Source organism: Kaistia soli DSM 19436, assembly GCF_900129325.1.
GTDB classification, from domain to species: domain Bacteria; phylum Pseudomonadota; class Alphaproteobacteria; order Rhizobiales; family Kaistiaceae; genus Kaistia; species Kaistia soli.
In genome coordinates, this window is the sequence record NZ_FQUP01000003.1 from 98,718 (window position 1) to 120,305 (window position 21,588).

Below are 21,588 nucleotides of genomic sequence, written 5' to 3' on the forward strand. Positions count from 1 at the left end.
CTTCCTCCTCCCTCTTGTTTGCTTTCAGTCCCCCGGACGGCGTCCCTCCCACGCCGTCTGAAGGAGTTCCCGGATCGATCCGGGGTTTATCGGTCGTGGATTGGCATAGGCGTTCCTGACGGCGATCGCCGTCGCGCGGTCGAGATCGTCCTCGCTGATCCCGATTGCTTTGAGGCTCAGCGGCGACCCGACACTCTTGGCGAAATCCCAGAGCCCGCCGCCCGCGGAGCCGCCGCCAAACGCCTCAGCGATCGGGGTGAGCAGTTCCGGCACGGCTGCCTCGTTGAAAGCGGCCGTATACGGCAGCAGGATTGCGTGGGTTTCGGCGTGAGGCGTGTCGAAGGAGCCGCCGAAGACATGGGCGAGCTTGTGGTGCAGCGCCATCTGGACATAGCCGAGCGCCGTCGAACAGCACCACGCGGCGTAGAGCGCCTTGCTCCGGGCCGCGCGATCATGTGGATCTTCGATCAGCCTGGGGATTCCGTCGCGGAAAGCCACCATGGCGTCCTTGATCATCAGCACGATCACCGGATTACGATCCGGCGCGTAGAACGCCTCCATCGCATGGGCGATCGCGTTCATCGCCGAAGTAACGGTCAGGGCGACCGGCAGCGACAAGGTCAGGTCGACATCGTAGATCACCGTCTCCGGGCGGATGTCGGGCGAGCGGCGCGTCGTCTTCTCTCCGGCCGACGTCTCGCCGAGGATGTCGGTCATCTCCGAGCCGGCATAGGTGGTGGGGATCACGACTTGGTCCGCGCCGGTGCGCAGGGCGATCGCCTTGCCGAGGCCAGTGGTGGATCCGCCGCCGAGGCTGATGACGGCCGTGGCGCCGCTGGCGCGGAAGGCTTCGACGGCCGTATCGGTGATCTCAACCGGCGTGTGCATGGTCGCGCCGGCGAAAACCCCCGCGGCGAGAGCCCCGATCGTTCCCGCGAGCTTTTCCGCATCGGCCTTCTGGTGCGGGGTAGAGAGCACCAGCACCCTGTCATGGCCGAGCCGACGTATCTCCTCCTCCGCCCGCGCCATCGTGCCGGAGCCGAACACGACCCGCGTCGTCAGGCCGGGAAAGACAAAACTCTCCATCATCGCGCTGCCTCCATGCGGGGCGCCCGCCCGCGGGCGAGATCGGCGAGCATCGTCTCCAGCATTGCGATTTCGGGATCTGAAACCTCATGGCTTCGGCCGGGGAAAAGATCGGCCCGCAGGTTGGCTCCCCGTCGGCCGAGCGTCGCCGCAGCCTCGGCAAAGGCGGCAACCGGAATCCAGGGATCGGCATCGCCTCCCGTCAGGTAGACCGGTATGCGGCCCGGCACCTGTTCGGCCCGCGCATCTGCGGCAATGCCAATGCGGCAGCCCGTGAAAGCGGCCAGCGCCTCTGGCGGCGGCAACCCGGCGCAGAGATATTCGATGACGAGACATGCACCTTGCGAAAAGCCCGCGAGCAGCAACGGCAATCTTGGCAGTTCGCCCCGAGCCGCGGCGACCGCGGCGGCAAGATGATCGAGCGCTGCCGACAGCTGCGCCCGCGCGACCGGCGTCAGCGGATCGATCGCTCGTGCTTCGACCCATACGCCCGACGGGGCGCGCGGCAGAATGAAGGCCACGGATGGCGCGGCAAGCCGCGCCAGCACGTGGGCCTGCATCTCCTCCGGTGATTGGCCACGACCATGGACGAAGACACAGATTGCCTTCGCCTCAGGGCCCTTCGCACCAAGTCGCAGAGGTCCGCTCCCTGAGTTCATGCGAAGTCCGCCTGCTCCAAACCGGCCCGAAGCTCCGCCTCGCGGTCTTTGAACCATGGCGGGAACACCAGCGTCTTGCCGATCGCGCCCGGGGGCTCGTCCTTGGCCCAGCCTTCCGGTGTCGTCCAGGCGAGCTCGAACAGAGCGCCACCCGGCGAGCGGACATAGCAGGACTTGAAGTAATTGCGGTCCTTCTGCTCCGAGATGTCAGTGAAGCCGAGGCCCTCGATATGGGCGCGGAGCTTCAGCTGGTTCTCTTCATTGCCGGTGTTCAGCGCCAGATGATGGATGGTGCCGCCGGCCAGCGTCCAAGTGCCCTGCGGGCTGTCACGATCGACGATCACCTCGACGCGCTGGTTGGCGCCCGTCTCGTCGGGGACGCGATAGACGAGGCCCTCATGCGTGTCGGCTTCTTTGGTTAGCGGCAGCGCGATGGTCAGGAAGTCGTCCATCGCGGTGCGGTCGGTCACGGCGACCGAGGCGCCGTAGATGCCCTTGATGCCGTGTTCCCGGCCGATTCCCTGTGATGCATTGGTGATCGGCTCCCGGGGATCGCTGTCGCTTTCGACGAGCTCGTGCAGGATGCCAGAGGGATGAGCGAAAGCGGCGCGGTCGGCGCCGAAGCGCGTGATCTTCTTCGTCTCGATGCCGCGGGCGTTCAGCCTGTTAACCCAGAAGTCCGCCGCGCCCTTGGGGATGGATTGCAGAATCGTCCGCGACTGGTTTGTACCGCGACGGCCATAGACGCCGGGTTTCCGAAAGGGGAAGGTCGTGATGATGGTCGAGGCATCGCCATTCGGCGAGCCGTAATAGAGGTGATAGACAGGGATCACCCCGTCGAAAAGCACAGTGCGCTTCACGGAATGAAGGCCAAGCGCCTTGGTATAGAAGTCGAAATCCTCCTGCGCGCCGTCCGTCGACATCGTCAGATGGTGGTATCCGCTTACACGGGCCATGGTCATCTCCTCCCAGAGCGTTTGATTTGGCCCTGCCTCTCCGGGCAGAGAACCAGATTGAGGTTGAGCGCGTATCTTCGCTTGCCGGCCGACGCCGGCAGCGCACGAAACGCGGCGATGAGTTCGGGCTTGACCCCGAATATGGCGTCCCGGTCGATCGCCGGGTCCGACCCGTCGAAGATGTGGGTCGTCAAGGTCTCGAACCCGTCGCTCGAGACGCGGAAATGAATGTGGGCGGGCCGCTCAAGGCCGAGGCCGAGCGCCGTCATCAACTGGCCGACCGGACCGTCGGACGGCAATGCATATCCCCGCGGCTTTACGGTCAGGAAATGAAACCGGCCCTGCGGATCGGTCCGGAACCGGCCGCGAAGGTTAAATTCCGGCTGACGGTCCGGCTCCTGATTCTCGTAGAGCCCCTCGGCATTGGCCTGCCAGACTTCGACCAGAGCGCCGGCGACCGGCGAACCGTCAACCGCCAGCACGCGGCCCTCAACCGCGAGTGGATCGCCCTTGTGGTCACGCGACAGGTCGGCACCAAGCGCCATGTCAGGAACATCGGGCCGGTAGAATGGCCCGGCGAGCGTGTTGGGCGTTGCGGCTTCAGGCCGTGGGTTGTTCTGGTCTTCTATCAGCGAGGACACGCCGAGCACGTCGGCAAGCAGCACCCATTCCTGCCGCCGCGAATCTGCGTAGTGGCCGACGTCGGTCAGGAAATCGATCCCAAGACGGAATTCCTCGCCAGACGGACGCAATTCGGCGATGAGCGCATGGATCGCTCTGACCGCGGCCTCCGCCGCCGCCGCGACCCGGCTCTGCCCGGCAGCCGTCAGGCGACGCGAGAATTCCTCGGCTTGAGCCGAGATGGCCCCGGCGCGCTGCTCCCGTGTCGGACCGTCATGCTGGCCGTGCATCCCGCCGGGGCCTCCCTTCCCCTTGACCATTGGGATAGCACGGGCCGGCCGGGCGCTTGATGAGTTGTGAGACGGCTTGTATAGCATTTTGCTATGAAGCTGAACGAGCGCCACTTGATGCAGCTTGCCGCCGTCCTCGATGCTGGCGGGGTCTCGGAAGGCGCGGCGACGCTGGGCCTGACACAGCCGGCCGTCAGCCGTTCCCTGGCCATGCTCGAGGCGCGTGTCGGCGAGCCGCTGTTCGTGAAGGGCCGCCGGCCTCTGCAGGCAACGCCGCTCGGTGCACAGCTTGCCGCACAAGGCCGCGCCATCATCATCGCGTCGCGCAAGGCAAGCGATACCGTTCAAGGCTTCATCAAAGGCACCAAAGGCATCGTCCGCGTCGGCGGCGTGCCGTTCTTCATGGATGCGATGATCAGCCGGATGATCGGCGAGTTCCAGAACCTCGAACCGGAAGTCACTATCCAGCAGAGCTATCTCAATCTGCCGGAAATGGTCGCGGCGCTGCAGGGCGATCAGATCGATCTCGGCATCGTGCCAATTGGCGTGCTCGATCTCGGCCCCGGCTTTGAATTCAACGAGATCCTCCCGGGCCGCAACATCGTGGCATGCCGGCCCGATCATCCGCTGCTGCGCAATCGCCGTCTCCGGGCGCATGACCTGACCAGCTTCCCGTGGGTCGCTCCCCTGCCCGGCTCGCCGCTGATGTCCGATCTGCAGATGATCCTGATGAGCATCGGCATGTCGGACCTGAACATCCGTTATTCCGGCGGCTCGTTGATGAGCGTCATCAACTTCCTCGCCGAGACGGATGCCTTGGCGGTCCTGCCTTTCTCGGTGGTGTTTGCCCAGCGCAAGGAAAACCGCGTGACGGTGCTTCCCTATGAAATTCCGCAGCCGAACCGCTCGCTCGGCATCCTGCGCCGGGTCGGCGCCCCGCGCTCCCCCGCGGCCGAGCGCTTCGCAGGGCATGTCACGACGGCCTTTGAAAACCTTAAGCACATCATCAAGCGCCACGAGAATGCCGTCGTCTGGGGCCGCTAACGCCCGGAAGCGATAGCAAGCTCAGTGACCTAGACCGGCGCTGCAACGATCACCCCGACTCGCGGGCTAGACGTCCTGTTCAGCTTCAGACAGGCGTTGGACTCGGCTCATGCGCGCCAATAGGCTGGCCCATCCGCAATAGCAGTGATGGATGGATCATGAAGTTCGGCGTTCTTGGCACGGGCGAGGTCGGCAGCGCGATCAGCGGAAAGCTGATGCAGCTTGGGCATGATGTCGTCATCGGGTCGCGCCAACCCGGGGGCGACAAGGCCCGCGCACTCGCAGCGCGGACAGGCGGCGGCATCGGCAGCTACGCCGAAGCGGCTGCGCATGCTGAGTGGATCGTCAATGCTCTACCTGGCGAGGAAGCGATCGGCATCCTCGGTGGCTGCGCCATCGACAGCAAGATTCTGATCGATATCGCGAATTACAATTCTGCCGTCGATCAGCCGATCATCACCCCCATCGGCATTGCCATCCAGAAGGCATTTCCCGGCGTTCGGCTGGTGAAGACGCTGAACAGCGTCAGCGCGCATCTGATGGTGGATCCGGACAGCCTCGGCCAGGCGCACCACGTCTTCATCGCCAGCAACGATGTTGCCGCCAAGGCAGAAGTGACCGCGCTGCTGCGTTCGTTCGGTTGGACGTCGATCCTCGACCTTGGCGATCTCACGGCCTGCCGGGCGATGGAACAACTGATACCGCTCTGGATGCGACTCGAAGAGACGCTGAAGACCACGCATTTCAATCTTGCTGTCGCGCATGACGGCAGCGGCCCGTCCTCCACCTCGTCATAGCAAGGTTCAGGCGCGACAACGCTTTCCCCGCCGCGGACGCCTCCTCCCCTCGGTTGATGATGAGCCGGCGCAGGGCCGCCGGGCGACACTATTTACATATAATAGTACTAATGGTATCGACTCGTCATGCCGTGCTGGGGAGGAACGCCGCGCGGCCAAGGGAGGAAATCTTGAGCATCTTGAAGAAACTCGCCCTCGCGGCGGGCATCGCCACCGCTTTGTCTTCTGCAGCCATGGCTGCGGATATGACGGTCGGCTTCTCGCAGATCGGCTCCGAGTCCGGCTGGCGCGCCGCCGAGACCTCGGTCACCAAACAGCAGGCCGAGAGCCGCGGCATCAACCTGAAATTTGCTGACGCACAGCAGAAGCAGGAAAACCAGATCAAGGCGATCCGCGGCTTCATCGCCCAGGGCGTCGATGCGATCCTGGTCGCACCCGTGGTCGCCACGGGCTGGGAAGACGTGCTCAGCGAAGCCAAGGAAGCCAAGATCCCCGTGGTTCTTCTCGACCGTGGCATCGACGGCCCGCAGGACCTCTACCTGACGTCGGTCGCGTCCGACCAGGTCAAGGAAGGCAAGGTTGCCGGCGACTGGCTTGTCGGCACCGTGAAGGACAAGGATTGCCGCGTCGTCGAATTGCAGGGGACCGTCGGCTCGACGCCGGCGATCAACCGCAAGAAGGGCTTCGAGGAGGCGATTGCCGGCCACTCCAACATCTCCATCGTCCGCAGCCAGACGGGTGACTTCACCCGTTCGAAGGGCAAGGAAGTGATGGAAGGTTTCCTGAAGGCCGAGAATGGCGGCAAGAACATCTGCGCGGTCTATGCCCATAATGACGACATGGCGGTCGGCGCGATTCAGGCCATCAAGGATGCGGGCCTTAAGCCGGGCACCGATATCCTCGTCGTCTCGATCGACGGCGTTCCGGATCTCTTCTCCGCCATGGCGGCCGGCGAGGCCAATGCCACCGTCGAGCTGACGCCGAACATGGCCGGCCCGGCCTTCGACGCTCTCGCCGCCTACAAAAAGGACGGCACGGTCCCGCCGAAGTTCATCATCACCGAATCGAAGCTCTATACGCCCGCCGATGATCCGAAGGGCGAAGCTGAGCGCCGCAAGAGCCTCGGCTACTGATCGGCAATCCAACCAACCACGCCTCGCCGGCTTACGCCGGCGGGGCTATTCTTTGCGGAATCATCCGGCATTGGCCGGTTGAGGCTTGGGGGACGCGACGTGGCAGAGACCGCCTTCCGCATGGAGGCGCGTGGGGTCTCCAAGATCTTTGGAACCCACAGGGCGCTCGACAAGGTTGATTTCGGACTGCTCGCGGGCGAGGTGCACGCGCTCCTCGGCGAAAACGGCGCCGGCAAATCGACTTTGATCAAGATCCTTACAGGCGCCTATCAGCCTGACGGAGGCGAAGTTCTCGTCGACGGCGAACCAGTCCATCTCGATAGCCCGCTGCATGCCCAGTCCTTCGGAATCGGAACCGTCTACCAGGAGGTCAACCTCCTGCCGAACCGATCCGTCGCGGAAAATCTCTTTCTCGGGCATCAGCCGACGCGTTTCGGTCTCGTCGATCGCAAGCGCATGAACCGCGATGCGCGGGTTCTCCTGAAGCGCTACGGGCTCGAGATCGATCCGTCGAGCGAACTTGGCAGTCACTCGGTCGCCGTCCAGCAGATCGTCGCGATCGCGAGAGCGGTGCAACTTTCCGGCAAGGTCCTGATCCTCGACGAGCCGACCGCAAGCCTTGATCGCGACGAGGTGCAGCGACTGTTCGAAGTTGTCGCCAGCCTCAAGCGCGATGGTCTCGCCATCGTCTTTATCACCCATTTCCTCGACCAGGTCTTCGCTCTCGCCGATCGCGTCACGATCCTGCGCAATGGCAAGCTGGTCGATACGCGCCGGCTCAGCGAGCTCACGCGCACCGATCTTGTGCGCAAGATGCTCGGCAAGGACATCGCGTTTTCAGGATCTACCAGCCTGGAGGCCCAGCGCCCCGTCACGGACGTGTTGCTCGAATTCAAGGGCTATGGCCGAAAGCGCAGCGTCCGCCCGTTCACGCTGACGATCCACAAGGGCGAAGTGATCGGCGTCGCCGGCCTGCTCGGCTCCGGACGCACGGAGATGGCGCGCGTCATGTTCGGCATCGACCCGTCTGACGAAGGATCGGTCGCGCTGAACGGCAAGCCCATCTCCATCCGGGCGGCGACCGATGCGATCGCCCATGGTTTCGGCTTCTGCCCTGAAGATCGAAAGGCCGACGGCATCTTCGGCGATTTGTCGGTGCGGGAGAACATCGTCATCGCGTTGCAGGGCAAGCTCGGCTGGTTCCGCGCACTGAACCGCGACGAACAGCTCGATCTCGCCGGCCAGTTCGGCGAATCCATGGATATCCGGGCAGCGTCGCTGGACATGCCGGTCAAGCTGCTCTCGGGCGGCAACCAGCAGAAGGTGATCCTCGCGCGCTGGCTCGCGACCGACCCGGCCTTCCTGATCCTCGATGAGCCGACGCGCGGCATCGATGTCGGCGCGCATGCCGAGATCGTGCGCACCATCAATCGGCTGCGCGACGACGGCATGGCGCTCGTCGTCATCTCGTCGGAGATCGACGAGGTCGTCGCCTATTCCTCGCGCGTCGTCGTGATGCGCGACCGCGAGATGGTGGCGGAGTTGCGCGGCGAGGACATCAGTCCGGCCGTGATCGTCCAGGCAATCGCCACCCATGGCGAACCGACCCCTGAGGAAACGGCGGCATGACGCGTATCTCGTTCGGCCGGATCTTCAATACGCAGACCATCGCGCTCGTCAGCGTGCTGCTGCTGAACTGGATCCTCTTTCCCGGCTTCTTCAAGATCGAATGGCAGGACGGCCGTCTGTTCGGCAGCCTCATCGACGTGCTCAATCGGGGGGCTCCCGTCGCGATCCTTGCGATCGGCATGACGGCGGTCATCGCGACCAAAGGCGTCGACCTCTCCGTCGGCGCCGTGATGGCGATGTCGGGTGCGGTTGCGGCGACGCTGGTCGTGGCCGGCTATTCCGGCCCCGTGGCGGTTGGCGGCGCACTCGCCGTCGGTCTGGCCTGCGGGCTCTGGAACGGCGTTCTCGTCGCCATGCTGGACATTCAGCCGATCATTGCGACGCTGGTCCTGATGGTCGCGGGACGCGGCATCGCCCAGCTCATCACCGAAGGGTCCATCGTCACCTTCTCAGACCCGACGCTGATCTTCATCGGCACGGGATCATTCCTCGGCATGCCCATGCCGGTGGTGATCGCTTTCGCGCTGATGGTGCTGGTGACGCTGGTGGTCAGGAAGACGGCGATCGGGTTGTTCATCGAGGCCGTCGGCGTCAATCGCTCCGCCGCGACCCTCGCGGGCATCCGCAGCCGCCTGTTGCTGCTCACGGTCTATTCGGTCAGCGGCATCTGCGCAGCGATCGCAGGCATCATCGTCGCCGGCGACATCCGCGGCGCCGACGCAAACAATGCCGGTCTCTGGCTGGAACTCGACGCTATCCTCGCGGCAGTCATCGGCGGTACGTCACTGCTTGGCGGGCGGTTCTCGATACCAATGTCGGTGATCGGTGCCCTGATCATCCAGGCAATGAACACCGGCATCCTCGTTTCCGGCTATCCGCCGGAGTTCAACCTCGTGGTCAAGGCAGGCATCATCACGGTGATCCTGATGATCCAGTCGCCGCTGGCCGGCCAGGTCCTCGGCTTCTTTGGCCGCAAGAAATCCGGTGCCTCCCGATGAACCGCAGCATGCGTCCCCTCTTGGCGACGGTCGCGATCTTTCTCGTCGCCTATGCCGCAGCCGTCTTCCAGTTTCCCGGCCTGCTCTCCACCCGCGTGCTGGGCAATTTCCTGACCGACAATGCGTTTCTAGGGATCACCGCCGTCGGAATGACCTTCGTCATCATTTCCGGCGGCATCGATCTTTCGGTCGGGGCGGTGATCGGCTTTACCGGGGTTCTGGTCGCGGTGCTGATCTCGAGTTTCGGGCTGCACCCACTTGTGGCCTTTGCCATCGCCCTTGCCGTCGCCGCCCTGTTCGGCGCGGCTATGGGGCTTGCGATCCACTATCTCGAAGTGCCGGCTTTCATCGTCACGCTGGCGGGCATGTTCCTGGCGCGCGGCGGCGCCTCGGTGATCACCCAGGATTCGGTGCCGATCAACCACGAGTTCTACTCGACGATTTCCTCGCTCTATTTCCGGCTCCCCGGTGGCGGAAGGCTGAGCTTCGTCGGGCTGCTGATGATCGCGGTCTTCGTCTTTGGCGCCGTTGTCGCCCACCGCACGCGTTTCGGCTCCTATGTCTATGCGCTGGGTGGCAACACCACATCGGCCTCGCTGATGGGCGTGCCTGTCGCCCGGACGACGGTGCAGATCTACATGCTGTCGAGCATGCTCGCCTGTCTGGCTGGAATCGTTTTCTCGCTCTATACGTCGGCCGGCTATCCACTGGCCGCGGTGGGCGTCGAACTGGACGCGATCGGTGCGGTTGTCATCGGCGGAACACTCCTGACAGGCGGCTATGGCTTCGTGTTTGGAACATTCGTTGGCGTGATGCTGCTCGGCCTGGTGCAGACCTACATTATCTTTGACGGGACGCTGTCGAGCTGGTGGACCAAGATCGTGATCGGCATCCTCCTGTTCCTGTTCATCGTGCTGCAGCGGCTGGTTTTCGCCGCTTCGGCCCGCGGAGACAGATCATCCGAGACGGCCTAGCATGAGCGAGCCAGGTAGCCTTCTGCGCTCGCTATCGGGCAAGCCGGCTGCGCGCAACTTCCACACATTCGTCATCAACGAGATCGGCGTCGGCATTGTGTCCGGGCGCTTCGCGGTTGGCTCGATCCTGCCGAGCGATGCGGAGATGATGGCGACCTTCGGCGTGTCGCGCACCGTCCTGCGCGAGGCGTTGCGGACACTCGAAGCCAAGGGCATGGTCGAGGCGCGGCCGAAGGTCGGCACGCGCGTCTCTCAGAAAAGCCGCTGGAATCTCTTCGATCAGCAGGTGCTGGCCTGGCATTTCGAGGCGGAGCTCGATGCGGATTTCATCGCTGGGCTGTTCGACATTCGCGCCTCGCTCGAAGGCAGGGCGGCGGATCTGGCGTCACGCCGGCGGACCGCCGAACAGGTTCGATTGCTCAAATACTGGTTGCATCAGATGGAACTGGCCGAGGACGACGCAGAATCGCACGCCTTGGCAGGTCTGGAAGTGCACCGGATCATCGCCGATGCCTCGGGCAATCCGCTCCTTCGCTCGTCGATTGGCCTCGTCGAGCTGACGCTGGCGCTTGTGGCCGTGGCTGGACACGACGTGGAAAAGCGCCGCGCGGCCCGTGCGACATTGACGGCGGACAGTCACACGCTCGTCGCCGCGATCGAAGCCGGCGACGCGCCTACCGCCGTTGACAAGATGTCAGCGATCATCGCGTTCGGGCTCAGTCGCGTTCTGTCCGTGCGCCGCGCTGCCGCGGCGCGCGAATGACGGTCAGGTCAGGAGCCGGCTCACCGGAATGACGAGGACGACGACGAGGCCTTCCGCCAGCCATTCGCGGGTGAGCGTCGCGCCAAGCTGCGTCGATGCGACACGCTCGGAAAGCGTGGTGCCGAAGCCCTTGCGGGTCGGAGTCCCGTCGACGGGCGGTCCGCCGGTCTCCCGCCACCGGATCGTCAGGTGCTTGTCGGCATCGGAACAGTCGACGGCCACCAGCCCGCCGTCCCCTGACAGCGCCCCATATTTGACTGCATTGGTGGCCAGCTCGTGAATGATCAGCGCCATTGCGGTTGCTGCCTGCGTTCCGATCGGCTGATCGTCCCCTTCGATGACGATGCGTCCCCGGCCAGGCGCGTTGTAGGGCGAGACCAGCAGCTGCATGAGGCCTTTGACCGTGTGCGAGTCGTCCTCGGGCGCCGAGAGTGCACTGTGCGGCCGGACATATTCATGGGCCGAAGCCAGGGCCTGGATGCGGGCCTGCACCGATACGGCAAAGGGCCGTGCCTCCGGCTGATCGCGGGTCGGCAGCATAACAAGGCTTGAGACGACCGCGAAAATGTTGCGGATCCGATGCGAAAGCTCGCGGGCAATCAGCTCGCGCTGCGCCTCGGCTTCTTTCAGATCGTCGATGTCCGTGCAGGTGCCATACCAGCGCACAATCCTGCCCTCGCCGTCACGGACGCATTTGGCTCGCCCGATGACCCAACGATAATTGCCGGAATGATGTCGAAGGCGATATTCGATGTGATAAGGCTCGCCAGTTTCCAGCGAATGACGCCAACGTTCCCAGGCACGCTCCTGGTCGTCAGGATGGAACATCCCGTTCCAGGCCTCGCCATCGGTCGTGCCGACCTCCATGCCGGTGAATTCGTACCAACGTTGATTGTAGTAGTCGTGGAAGCCGTCCGGTCGCGTTGACCAGATCATCTGGTCGACGGAGTTGGTAATCGCTTCGAAGCGCTCCTCGCTGGCGCGCAAAGCCATTTCCGTCTGGTGCTGCTCGGTAACATCGACGGCGACGCCGATGAGGCGACCAGTTCCGCCCTCCTCCAGCGTGCGCATCCGGCCGCGAAGCAGCAGCCAGGCGAGTTCGCCGTCTGCGCCGACAACACGGTATTCGCAGCGCAGGCGCTCGACCTTGCGGTCGGCTGCCGCACGAAGGGCGGTCGCCAAAAGCTCGCGATCGTCGGCCATCACCATGGCGAGCAAGCCTTGGAGGTTGCCGGGAGCGTCGCGGCCCTTCTGAAGCCCGTGGAGCGACCAGAAGCTTTCGTCTGCGGAGAGCCAGTCCGTAGCGACGTCGAGCTCCCAGGCTCCAACGCCACCGGCCGCGTCCAGGGCCAAGCGCAATCTGGCCTCGCTGCCGGGTCCCGGCCGAGCCCCAGGCGCAAAAATTACCATCGTATTGAAGCTCTCCGGACCGCCGACGAACCGGCTGTGTAGCGTTGTAGACACAAGTGTCACCAACGTCTGCGCACAAGTGAACATATCAAGGTCTCGTGCATTGTTGAATTCGGAGGCGCGGCGAAGCGCCCTCGCCTGTCAACTAGGGAGAAGACCGTGGCGACTGCTCACCGACCCAAGGATAGACGCGCGAACAATCTGCTCAGAGCCCTCCGCCCTGCCGATCTGGCGCTGCTGGAACCCCATCTTGTCGAGCAGACCCTCCCCTCGGGAACGGTACTGTATGAGCCCGGCGACAATGTGCAGAAGGTCTATTTCCCCTGCGATTCGACGCTGCTCTCCTTTCGGATACAGCTCGATGACGGCCGGGCCGTCGAGACAGCCCTCGTCGGCAGGGAGGGTGCAGTCGCCGGCATTGTGAGCCAGGGCCATCTGCCAGCCTATTCGCGGGCTGAGGTGCAGTTCGGCGGGCCGATCCTCTGGATGAACATCGAGGATCTCGAAGAAGCGAAAATGAAGTCGCCGGTCCTGCACCACTTTTTTGCGCGCTATGCCGACTGCCTGATGGCGCAAGTGTTTCAGTCGGTCGCCTGCAATGCGGCGCATTCGATCGAGCAGCGAGCCGCCAAGTGGCTTATCTCCGCCATGGAGCGCACCAACGACACGTCGCTGCCGATGACACAGGAGCAACTCGCCGGGATGCTGGGCGTCGGGCGCAGCTATGTCAGTCGCGTCATCCAGACCCTAAAGCATCGGGGCATGATCGAGACCCAGCGCGGGCGGCTGACCGTTTCAAATCCGGCCGGCCTCGGGCACCTCGCCTGTTCCTGCCAGATGGCCGTGCGCCGACATTTTGACGAAGTCCTCCGAGGCGTTTATCCGGACGATCCGATCGTCGATTCCAATCGTCGCACACACGCCAACGGGACCGGCTGAACGCCCAGAAAAGGATGCGGCGATTCGGGCAAGACTCTCTTTCGCAACGTTTTTCTGGAACCTTCGGCTAATCTGACTCTTGGTTTGGCAATCTGAAACGGCTCGGCTGATAATGCGGCCTTGCCCTCTGCGCATGGAGGCTCGAGGATTTTGGAGGCGCGTGATGCCTGGAAGCTGACCGACCGGCTGCAGGCCCCGACCGGCAAGGGCGATCCTTTCGCAGCGGCGGTGAGGGCGACGCGCATGTCGATGGTCATCACAGATCCGACCCAGCTTGATAACCCGATCGTTTTCGTCAACGACGCCTTTGTTCAGCTGACGGGCTATCGCCGCGATGAGATCATCGGGCGGAACTGTCGCTTCCTGCAGGGGCCCGATACCGATCCTGGTTCCATTTCGGCGATCCGAAAGGCCATCGAAACCAGAACCGACATAGCGATCGATATTCTCAACTACCGTCGTGACGGCACGCCATTCTGGAACGCCCTTTATCTCTCGCCCGTCACCGACGACGACGGCGAGGTGCTCTTCTTCTTCGCCAGCCAGCTCGATGTGACCCGCCGCAAACGCGCCGAACTGGATGTCATCGAGGACCGCGACCGGGTCGAGGCAGCTGTAGCCGACCGCACCCGCGAGCTGGAGGCTGCGCTCCAGGCTCGCACCGATCTGCTGCATGAAGTCGATCACCGCGTGAAGAACAATCTGCAGCTGATCTCGGCTCTCGTACTGATCGAACGCCGCAAGGCGACGGACCCGTCGACCAAGGCGACTCTGACCACACTTCGCGAACGCGTCGAGGCGCTCTCGGCCGTGCATCGCCTGCTCTACCGCGACGACAATGTCGTGCGGTTCGATATCGCCGGCTTCATCCGGGAATTCGCCGCGGAAGCGACGCATGCGGGCGGCAAACCTCCCGTCGGCCTGAAGCTCGACCTCGAATCCTTAAGCGTTGCCGCCGCTTTTGCTGCGCCTGTCGCCTTGATGGCGAGCGAATTGGTACGAATTGCCATCTCGCATGCGCTGACTTCCGGAACGGAGCGGTTCATTTCGCTCAGCATCAAGCCGACTGGCGCCGGTCTCTACCGCTTCTGCATTGCAGATGACGGATTCGCAACCGGGATCATGAGCAGCGTTGAGCCGGATCAGAGGGCTTTCATCGAACTTCTGGCCACACAATTGCATGCGAAAGTTCATTGGGACGGGCAGGCAGAAGCTAGTCACAGCATATGCGTTGATCTACCGATCGACGAACCGCCACGCGGAGGTTGAATGAATACCCAACTGCGGGTCTTCGTTGTCGAGGATGAGGTTCTGCTGCAGATGCAGCTCGAAGTTTTCCTTGAGGACGCCGGACACTTGATGGTCGGCAGTGCGACCACGATGCATGAGGCCATTACCAAGGCAGGCTCTGCCGGGGCGGATCTTGCGCTGGTCGATATTCACCTGGCTGACGGCCCAACGGGCCTCGAGGTTGGCCGTGCGCTGGCCGATATGGGCCTGCCGGTTGTCTTCATGACAGCGAATGCACGCCGCATTCCCGAGGATTTCTCGGGGGCGATCGGCATCATCAGCAAGCCCTACAGCCAGTCGGGGGTCGCGGAGGCGCTCAACTTCCTCGTCAGCGCGGTCAAGTATCCGCCGCCAGAAGCGCCGCTGCCCCCCTGCCTGGTGCTGGCGCCGGCGCTCGCCGAGCGCTGGCGCATCAACTAGCTGGCACAGTCAGTCCGACTGCTTCGGCGGCATGATGACGAGACCGGAGATCGGCTCGACACAGACGAGGTTGTCGACTACCGAGTGGACCCCCGGCACATTTTCAGCCACCACGCGTGCTGCTGCGCGCTCGCGTTCATCGAAGATGGTGCCGGTCAGGTCCACGGTGCCTTTGTCCACATGCACCCTGATGAGCCCGTTGCCACTCCATGACTGGCGGCCGAATTCCGCGGCGAGTGCAGAGCGGATGGTAGCGTCATCGCTCGGTGCTGATGCCGCTTCCTCGCGCGCCCGCACCATGGCCTTCATGAGGTCGGAGCGGCTGACGATGCCAAGGAGATTGCCCTTGTCATCGACGATTGGAACCCGCTTGACGCGCCGGCGGGTCATGATCTCCACGATCTCCTCGAGCGCGGTCTGCGGCGACGCAGTTTCCACGTCGTGGGTCATGACATCCCCGACCCGCCTGGCATGCGCCTCGACATAATCGGATGCCGCCTGTCCTGGGCTCAGCAGAAACTCCAGCCAGCGCGAGCGCTTACGCCCGGTCGCGATTTCGCTGCGGCGGAGAAAGTCGCCCTCGCTGACGATGCCGACGAGCCGGCCGCCACTTTCAACGACCGGAAGTCCACTGACCTTGTGCGACAGCATTAGCTTCGCGGCGTCATCGATGCTGGTGGTCGGTTCGACGCTGATAACCGGCGTCGTCATCACGGCTTCGGCGCGCATGGCGGCCTCCTAAATTCTGTGGGCCTCGCGGTCCCTGTTCCACGTCTACTCGTTGCTGCGCCGGGAACCTTGATCGCGATCAAGGTCATTGGCGGTCGCCGCCGGGCAGGAATTCCCTGCCGGCGGCGGGGCCGCTACAGTCGCCTCCGGCCGGTAAACGCCATCATAAGCCTGCCGAAGGAAATCGCCATGGCTCAGCCCACGCTGCTCACCTTCAATGCCGGTTCTTCCACCATCAAACTTGGCCTGTTCGCGATGGATGGGACGACGCCACATCGGTTCGGCAAGGGCATGGTCGATCTTCGCCGCGAGCCGCTGATGTTGCACGTCACGGAAGGCGCAGAAAAGGCGGACATTCCGCTCGATGCCAAAGCCGCCGAGGACCTCGACGAGGTGGTCGCGGAAACGCTCGAAGTGCTCGCGACGCAATTCCGGCATGACGCAATTGCAGCGGCCGGCCATCGCATCGTCCATGGTGGCGACCGGTTTCGCGGACCGGCCCCGATCAACGACGAGACGTTGCACGCGATCGAGGCGCTGGTGCCGCTCGCGCCACTGCATCAGCCGCAGGGCTTGCGGTTAATTCGCTCACTCCGCCGGCTGAGACCGGATATCCCCCAGACGGCGTCGTTCGATACTGCGTTTCATCAGACCCAGAGCGACGCCATGCGCCGGCTGCCCCTGCCTCGCGAATGGTTTGATCGCGGTGTCAAGCGCTATGGCTTCCACGGCCTGTCCTACTGCTTCATCGCCAGGGAGCTTGCCCGTGTCGCGCCGGAATTGGCCGCGCGCAAAGTGGTCGTGGCGCATCTCGGCAGCGGCGCCAGCCTCTGCGCGATCGAGAAGGGTGCGAGCCGCGCAACCTCCATGACGTTTTCGACGCTTGACGGGATCGTCATGGCGACGCGGCCGGGCGCCCTCGATCCAGGTGTCATCATCCACCTCGCCAAAGGCGGTCTCCCGATCGAGGAGATCGAAGCGATGCTCTATCACCGGTCAGGATTGCTCGGGCTTTCTGGAATTAGCGCCGATGCACGAGATCTTGCGGCGAGCGATGCGCCGGAGGCCCGCGAGGCGCTCGATCATTTCGCGAGGACGATCGCGGGCATGACCGCGTCGCTGGGCGCCGCACTCGAGGGGCTTGATGTCCTTGTCTTCACCGCAGGCATCGGCGAGCACCAGCCGGCGCTCCGGGCTGATGTCTGCCGCCGCCTCGGCTTTCTCGGCATCTTCGTCGATGAAGAGCGGAACTCCCGGAACGCGCAACGGATCGACGCCGCGTCGAGCCGCGTTGCCGTGTTCGTGATTCCGACTGACGAGGAGCAGGTGATCGCCGAGGAAGCGGCATCGCTTCTCTCTGCGGCGGACTGACCGTTCAGACGCTCAGGGCCGGTCCGAGCAGCGCGCGAAGCCGGGTTGCCAGCGCCGCCGTCGTATAGGGCTTCCGCAGCCACGTCCCGGTTTCGGCCTGCCCGCGCTCTGCAATGCTCGGTTCGGCATAGCCTGAGGTGAGCAGGACCTTGATGCCAGGTCGCAGCGCGCGGATTTCGGCAGCAAGTGTATCGCCATCCATTCCGCCGGGCATCACGACATCGCTGAAGAGCAGGTCGATCGTGCGGTCCTCGCCAGCAACCGCGAGCGCTTCAGCCGCGTCCGATACCTCAATCACTTCGTAGCCGAGATCGCGCAGCCGCGCGACGGCGACGCGCCTGACCCGTGGCTCGTCTTCAACTACAAGGATCGTTTCCGTGCCGCCTTGAGGACGTCCCGGCGCCTCCGACGTTTTCCCCTCGCCAAGGGCCGCGGCCGCGGGCCGCGCGCCTGGCAGGTAGATGCGTACGGTCGTGCCGTGTCCCGGCTCGCTTTCGAGGCGAATGAGACCGCCCGACTGCGTGACGAACCCGTAGACCATGCTGAGGCCGAGGCCCGTGCCGGCGCCGACGCCCTTGGTCGTGAAGAACGGTTCGAAGGCCCGCTCCCGGACAGCCGGCGTCATTCCCGTGCCCGTGTCGGAGACCGAGATCAGGACATAGTCGCCCGGCCGCATATCGGGCCGCGATCCAGTTTCTGCCAAGGCGATTTCGGCATGGCTGATCTCGACGGTGAGCCGGCCGCCACGCGGCATGGCGTCCCGGGCATTGAGCGCGAGGTTCAGCAGCGCGTTCTGAAGCTGCGACGCGTCGACCATTGCATGGTTGGACGAGCCGGTCACGACAGTGCGGAGTTCGATCGTCTCGCCGAGAGCGCGGCGCAGCAGATCGGAGAAATGGGCAACGAGCTGGCTGATGTCCGCCAACTGGGCATTGAGTGGCTGGCGACGTCCGAAAGCGAGGAGTTGCCCCGTGAGCCGCGCGCCGTCATCGGCGGCCTCCTGTGCCGCCTGAATCAGTTCGCGGGTCGGGCCGGCCTCGACGCGCTGCTCGATCATTTCGAGATTGCCGCTGATAATCGTCAGGAGATTGTTGAAGTCATGGGCGATCCCGCCAGTGAGCTGGCCGATCGCTTCCATCTTCTGAGCCTGGCGCAGCTCTTCCTCGAGCTTGTGCCGGCTGGTCAGATCGCGGATGAAACCGGTGAAAATGCGCTGGCCATTGGCGACCGTTTCGCCGACGGCCAGCTCCATCGGGAAGCGTGAGCCGTCCTTCTTGGTGCCTGTGACGATGCGGCCGTAGCCGATGATGTGCCGACGGCCTGTCGCGAGATAGCGCGCCAGATAATTGTCGTGATTGTCGCGGTCCGGCGGCGGCATCAGCATGCGGACATTGTGTCCGCGCACTTCGTTGGCTGAATAGCCGAACAACCGTTCCGCAGCCGCGCTGAACGAATCGATCGTGCCCTTTTCATCGATGATGACCATCGCTTCGGGAACGGTTTCGAGAATCGAGCGCAGATGAGCTTCGCGCGTCGCGATCTCGAGCTGGGCCCGCTTCAAATCGCTCAGATCGTGATTGACGCAGAGGACCGAACCCGGTGGCACCGCGATCATCCGGCTCGCGATCGCCAGCATGCGCCCGTCGCGGTGGCGCTGCTGAACTTCACCGTCCCAAGAACCTGTCTTCGCCAGCGCATTGACCATCGCAGCCCGGGGCGAGGCAAAACTCGTGAGGAGAAATTGCTGGAGTGGCTGGCCGACCGCTTCCTCGCGCGTCCAGCCGTAGAGCGCTTCCGAGCCGCTGCTCCAATGCGAAATCACGCCGCTCTTGGCGTCATGGATGATGATGCTGCCTGCGTCGAGAAGAGCGGCGATGGTATCGAGATTGGCTGCGCCGGGGGGCGCGGCATGGTGGGCGTCAGTCACGATCGGGCCTCGTTACACAATGGACCCGGCTAGTGGGGCCAGACAGCCTGACGTGAATAGGCGACTGCGATCGGGTCGTGCGCACCATCGTCGCCTTCGCCGGCCAGAATCTCAAGCTTCAACGGCTGACGGACGACGATCGCGTGGCGACCGCTGGCCGCAATGACGCCGCGGCTGGTGAGACGAGTCATGATGCGCGAGACCGTCTCGATGGTGAGGCCGAGATAGTCCGCCATGTCGAGCCGGGTCATCGGGAGGTCGATCAGCGGCTGGCCGTCCAGATGCGCCGATGCGCGCCGGGCGATGGCCAGCAGGAAGCTTGCGACGCGCTCCTCTGCACTCTTGCGTGCCAGAAGCACCATCTGGTCCTGGGCCGCTTCCATCTCGTCCGAAAGGCGGGCGAACAGCTCCGGCCGAAGCGTCGGGGAGCCGTTGACCTCTTCGTCGAAGCGGTTCCGCGTCACGCGGCGGAGCTTCACCCGGGTGACGGCCTCTGCGGTATAGAGATAGCAGCGACGCTGCGACAGGCCGACGAGATCGCCTGGATAGAGGAAGCCGGTGATCACCCGGCGGCCGTCGCCGATGATCTTATAGACGCGGAGAACACCTTCGATGATCTGGAAGAGATGGGCGGCGACATCGCCCTCCCAGAAGAGGGCCGCGCCCGGCTCGAATCGCTCCTCAGCCTGACGGCGGAAGACGCTGGCGAGCCCCTCGCCGGAACCGATCTCGCCGGGAACGTGGTCCTGGCGGCTCAGTGCCATCATCGGTTCGGAGTACATCGGGAAACCCTCGCGTCTCGTTGCTGCCGGGTGTCATCTGACGGGCTCTCGGTGACGCGGGGACGATGCGCGTGCTACGTTCGGTGCTCGTTCGTAACAGAGTGTGACAGCAGTCGATGATCCCTGCCGAGACTGGAACCGCAGAGACACGCCATGGCTGAGCCGCATGCGCGGCAGGAGCATCTGGTCGTGGTCGATGACGACGCGCGCATTCGCCAGATGCTCGCCCGCTATTTCGAGGAAGAGGGCTATCGGGTCACCACGGTGAGCGACGGCAAGTCCATGCGCGAGGTACTCGGGCGTGGCGCCGCCGACCTGGTGCTGCTCGATCTGATGCTTGGGCCCGGCGAGAGCGGGCTTGATATCGCGCGGGATCTGCGCGCCCGCTCGGACATCCCGATCATCATGCTCACCGGACGCGATGACGTCGTAGACCGGATCGTCGGTCTCGAGGTCGGCGCCGACGACTACATTGCTAAGCCATTTCACCTGCGCGAGGTGTTGGCGCGGATCAAGACTGTGCTGCGCCGCCGCGCGCCGGCGCAGCGCGTCGCGGAAGCGTCCGCAGATGGACCGATCCGCTTCGAAGGCTGGGAGCTCGACATCGGGCGCCGCCGGGTCGTCAGGCCAGACGGCTCCGACGTGGCCCTCACGACCGGCGAGTTCGATATCCTTTCGATCCTCGCCCGCAGCCCAGGCCGCGTCTTCTCGCGCGATATGCTGATGGATCTCACGCGAGGCCGTCAGCTCGATGTTTTCGATCGTACGATCGACGCGCAGATCGCCAGGCTGCGCAAGAAGATCGAGACAGATCCGAAAAATCCGCTGCTCGTAAAATCGGTAAGGGGCGTCGGCTATGTGTTTACGGGAAAAGCGGACTAGGAGCGGACTAGAATACCAGCGAGGCCCCGAGTCCAAGCATGGCGCCGACGGCGCCGCCGCAGAGAATGGCAATTGCGAGCGCTAGAATCTTGCGCATCAGATTTAGATCTCCATGATTGGGTTTTGCCGCCACTTCGGTAACACCGGCGTACCTTCTTGCCAGTGACCGGCTTCACGGCCATGTTCCGCCCGCTGACATGTAACGCCTGTCTCCGAGGAGAGTTTCATCAATGGGCACGCTTTCGATCGACCTGGTGACAGATATCGTCTGCCCGTGGTGCTTCATCGGGCTGACCCGTCTCGACAATGTCCTGAAGGAGACGGGAATGGAGGCCACGATCACCCACCATCCCTACTTCCTCGACCCCGACCTGCCGGCCGAGGGCGTCGACGTCGCGGAGCGGCTGAAAGCCAAATATGGTGGCGATGTCAGTGCGATGTTCGCGCGGGTCGAGGCCGAGGCCCGCAAGAGCGGCATCCCGCTCGATCTTTCCAAGCAGCCGCGCCAGCGCCCTACCGACCGCGCCCATGCGTTGATCCGCGCCGCAGCGGAGAAGGGCACCCAGCATGCCCTCGCCCGGGCTCTGTTCGAGGCGCATTTCCTTCAGTCGCGCAATATCGCCGATGCTGACGTGATCGCTGAAATCGCCGTCGGCTTCGGCTTCTCCGATGATGAGGCGCGGGCGGTGGTCGTTGACGCCGACGCGCTCCACCGCACCCGCCAGGAGGCGGCCGCTATGGCGGATATGGGCATCGGCGGCGTGCCGTTCTTCGTATTCAACCGGGCGCTTGCGCTTTCCGGCGCGCAGCCGGAAGCGGTGATGGCCGACGCCATGCGCCAGGCGGCCGCTTCGGAGCCAGCCACCTGACGTCTTGTCGCGGCGACGC

21 protein-coding genes are annotated in these 21,588 nt (G+C 64.0%); 13 read left to right on the top strand and 8 right to left on the bottom strand.

Annotation, left to right across the window (positions count from 1 at the left end):
- Nucleotides 1-24 precede the first annotated feature (24 nt).
- Genes BUB39_RS13965 through BUB39_RS13980 form a run of 4 tightly spaced genes read right to left on the bottom strand, consistent with a single transcriptional unit; the run spans nt 25 to nt 3,612 of the window.
- Entirely contained in the window at nt 25-1,089 is a 1,065-nt protein-coding gene (locus BUB39_RS13965; protein WP_073054432.1) for a maleylacetate reductase, read from the bottom strand.
- On the bottom strand, nt 1,086-1,802 hold the full coding sequence (locus BUB39_RS13970; RefSeq protein WP_342169113.1) for an alpha/beta hydrolase: 717 nt from the start codon (nt 1,800-1,802) through the stop codon (nt 1,086-1,088). Before BUB39_RS13970 ends, BUB39_RS13965 begins: the two co-directional genes overlap by 4 nt.
- Nucleotides 1,742-2,701 carry a VOC family protein gene (locus tag BUB39_RS13975; RefSeq protein WP_073054436.1) on the bottom strand — a complete coding sequence of 320 codons (960 nt, stop codon included), beginning with the start codon at nt 2,699-2,701 and terminating at the stop codon, nt 1,742-1,744. The genes BUB39_RS13970 and BUB39_RS13975 overlap by 61 nt, the downstream gene beginning before the upstream one ends.
- A gap of 2 nt (nt 2,702-2,703) precedes the next feature.
- Entirely contained in the window at nt 2,704-3,612 is a 909-nt protein-coding gene (locus tag BUB39_RS13980; protein ID WP_073054438.1) for a dioxygenase family protein, read from the bottom strand.
- Between the two features lie 93 nt (nt 3,613-3,705).
- On the opposite strand from BUB39_RS13980, the gene BUB39_RS13985 reads away from it, so the two are divergent.
- The 7 genes from BUB39_RS13985 (at nt 3,706) to BUB39_RS14015 (ending at nt 10,950) form a co-directional block, all read left to right on the top strand.
- Nucleotides 3,706-4,656: a LysR family transcriptional regulator gene (locus BUB39_RS13985; protein WP_073054440.1), complete on the top strand. Its 951-nt coding sequence runs from the start codon at nt 3,706-3,708 to the stop codon at nt 4,654-4,656.
- A gap of 158 nt (nt 4,657-4,814) precedes the next feature.
- Entirely contained in the window at nt 4,815-5,453 is a 639-nt protein-coding gene (locus BUB39_RS13990) for an NADPH-dependent F420 reductase (protein WP_073054442.1), read from the top strand.
- A 170-nt stretch (nt 5,454-5,623) separates the two neighbouring features.
- The gene (gene ytfQ, locus BUB39_RS13995) at nt 5,624-6,586 is read left to right on the top strand and encodes a galactofuranose ABC transporter, galactofuranose-binding protein YtfQ (RefSeq protein WP_425292916.1); all 963 of its coding nucleotides are present in this window, start codon (nt 5,624-5,626) and stop codon (nt 6,584-6,586) included.
- 120 nt (nt 6,587-6,706) lie between these two features.
- On the top strand, nt 6,707-8,215 hold the full coding sequence (locus tag BUB39_RS14000; protein ID WP_073055520.1) for a sugar ABC transporter ATP-binding protein: 1,509 nt from the start codon (nt 6,707-6,709) through the stop codon (nt 8,213-8,215).
- Nucleotides 8,212-9,213 (top strand): ABC transporter permease, encoded by a 1,002-nt coding sequence (locus BUB39_RS14005; protein ID WP_073054445.1) that lies wholly within the window; start codon nt 8,212-8,214, stop codon nt 9,211-9,213. Before BUB39_RS14000 ends, BUB39_RS14005 begins: the two co-directional genes overlap by 4 nt.
- Entirely contained in the window at nt 9,210-10,187 is a 978-nt protein-coding gene (gene yjfF, locus BUB39_RS14010) for a galactofuranose ABC transporter, permease protein YjfF (protein WP_073054447.1), read from the top strand. Before BUB39_RS14005 ends, yjfF begins: the two co-directional genes overlap by 4 nt.
- 1 nt (nt 10,188) lies before the next feature.
- Nucleotides 10,189-10,950, top strand: coding sequence for a FadR/GntR family transcriptional regulator (locus tag BUB39_RS14015; protein ID WP_084527379.1), 762 nt, complete (start codon nt 10,189-10,191; stop codon nt 10,948-10,950).
- A 3-nt stretch (nt 10,951-10,953) separates the two neighbouring features.
- On the opposite strand, the gene BUB39_RS14020 is transcribed toward BUB39_RS14015, so the two are convergent.
- Nucleotides 10,954-12,309, bottom strand: coding sequence for a sensor histidine kinase (locus BUB39_RS14020; RefSeq protein ID WP_073054449.1), 1,356 nt, complete (start codon nt 12,307-12,309; stop codon nt 10,954-10,956).
- Nucleotides 12,310-12,519: 210 nt separating this feature from the next.
- Here BUB39_RS14020 and BUB39_RS14025 point away from each other — a divergent pair, with 210 nt between their 5' ends.
- The 3 genes from BUB39_RS14025 (at nt 12,520) to BUB39_RS14035 (ending at nt 15,009) form a co-directional block, all read left to right on the top strand.
- Complete coding sequence (locus tag BUB39_RS14025) at nt 12,520-13,299, top strand: Crp/Fnr family transcriptional regulator (protein WP_073054451.1); 780 nt, start codon at nt 12,520-12,522, stop codon at nt 13,297-13,299.
- A gap of 150 nt (nt 13,300-13,449) precedes the next feature.
- Nucleotides 13,450-14,568: a PAS domain-containing protein gene (locus BUB39_RS14030; RefSeq protein ID WP_139251479.1), complete on the top strand. Its 1,119-nt coding sequence runs from the start codon at nt 13,450-13,452 to the stop codon at nt 14,566-14,568.
- Nucleotides 14,569-15,009 (top strand): response regulator, encoded by a 441-nt coding sequence (locus BUB39_RS14035; RefSeq protein WP_073054453.1) that lies wholly within the window; start codon nt 14,569-14,571, stop codon nt 15,007-15,009.
- A gap of 9 nt (nt 15,010-15,018) precedes the next feature.
- Here the strand turns inward: BUB39_RS14035 and BUB39_RS14040 are convergent, their stop codons facing one another.
- Nucleotides 15,019-15,738 (bottom strand): CBS domain-containing protein, encoded by a 720-nt coding sequence (locus BUB39_RS14040; RefSeq protein WP_073054455.1) that lies wholly within the window; start codon nt 15,736-15,738, stop codon nt 15,019-15,021.
- Between the two features lie 189 nt (nt 15,739-15,927).
- On the opposite strand from BUB39_RS14040, the gene BUB39_RS14045 reads away from it, so the two are divergent.
- Entirely contained in the window at nt 15,928-17,109 is a 1,182-nt protein-coding gene (locus BUB39_RS14045) for an acetate/propionate family kinase (protein ID WP_073054457.1), read from the top strand.
- Between the two features lie 4 nt (nt 17,110-17,113).
- Here the strand turns inward: BUB39_RS14045 and BUB39_RS14050 are convergent, their stop codons facing one another.
- Both BUB39_RS14050 and BUB39_RS14055 read right to left on the bottom strand, forming a co-directional pair.
- A complete protein-coding gene (locus BUB39_RS14050; protein ID WP_084527385.1) occupies nt 17,114-19,036 on the bottom strand; it encodes a hybrid sensor histidine kinase/response regulator in 1,923 nt (640 codons plus the stop codon).
- 29 nt (nt 19,037-19,065) lie between these two features.
- Entirely contained in the window at nt 19,066-19,818 is a 753-nt protein-coding gene (locus BUB39_RS14055; protein ID WP_244540256.1) for a Crp/Fnr family transcriptional regulator, read from the bottom strand.
- Between the two features lie 153 nt (nt 19,819-19,971).
- On the opposite strand from BUB39_RS14055, the gene BUB39_RS14060 reads away from it, so the two are divergent.
- Together BUB39_RS14060 and BUB39_RS14065 are read left to right on the top strand one after the other, a co-directional pair.
- Nucleotides 19,972-20,700: a response regulator gene (locus BUB39_RS14060; protein ID WP_073054459.1), complete on the top strand. Its 729-nt coding sequence runs from the start codon at nt 19,972-19,974 to the stop codon at nt 20,698-20,700.
- Nucleotides 20,701-20,930: 230 nt separating this feature from the next.
- A complete protein-coding gene (locus BUB39_RS14065) occupies nt 20,931-21,569 on the top strand; it encodes a DsbA family oxidoreductase (protein ID WP_073054461.1) in 639 nt (212 codons plus the stop codon).
- Nucleotides 21,570-21,588: the final 19 nt, after the last annotated feature.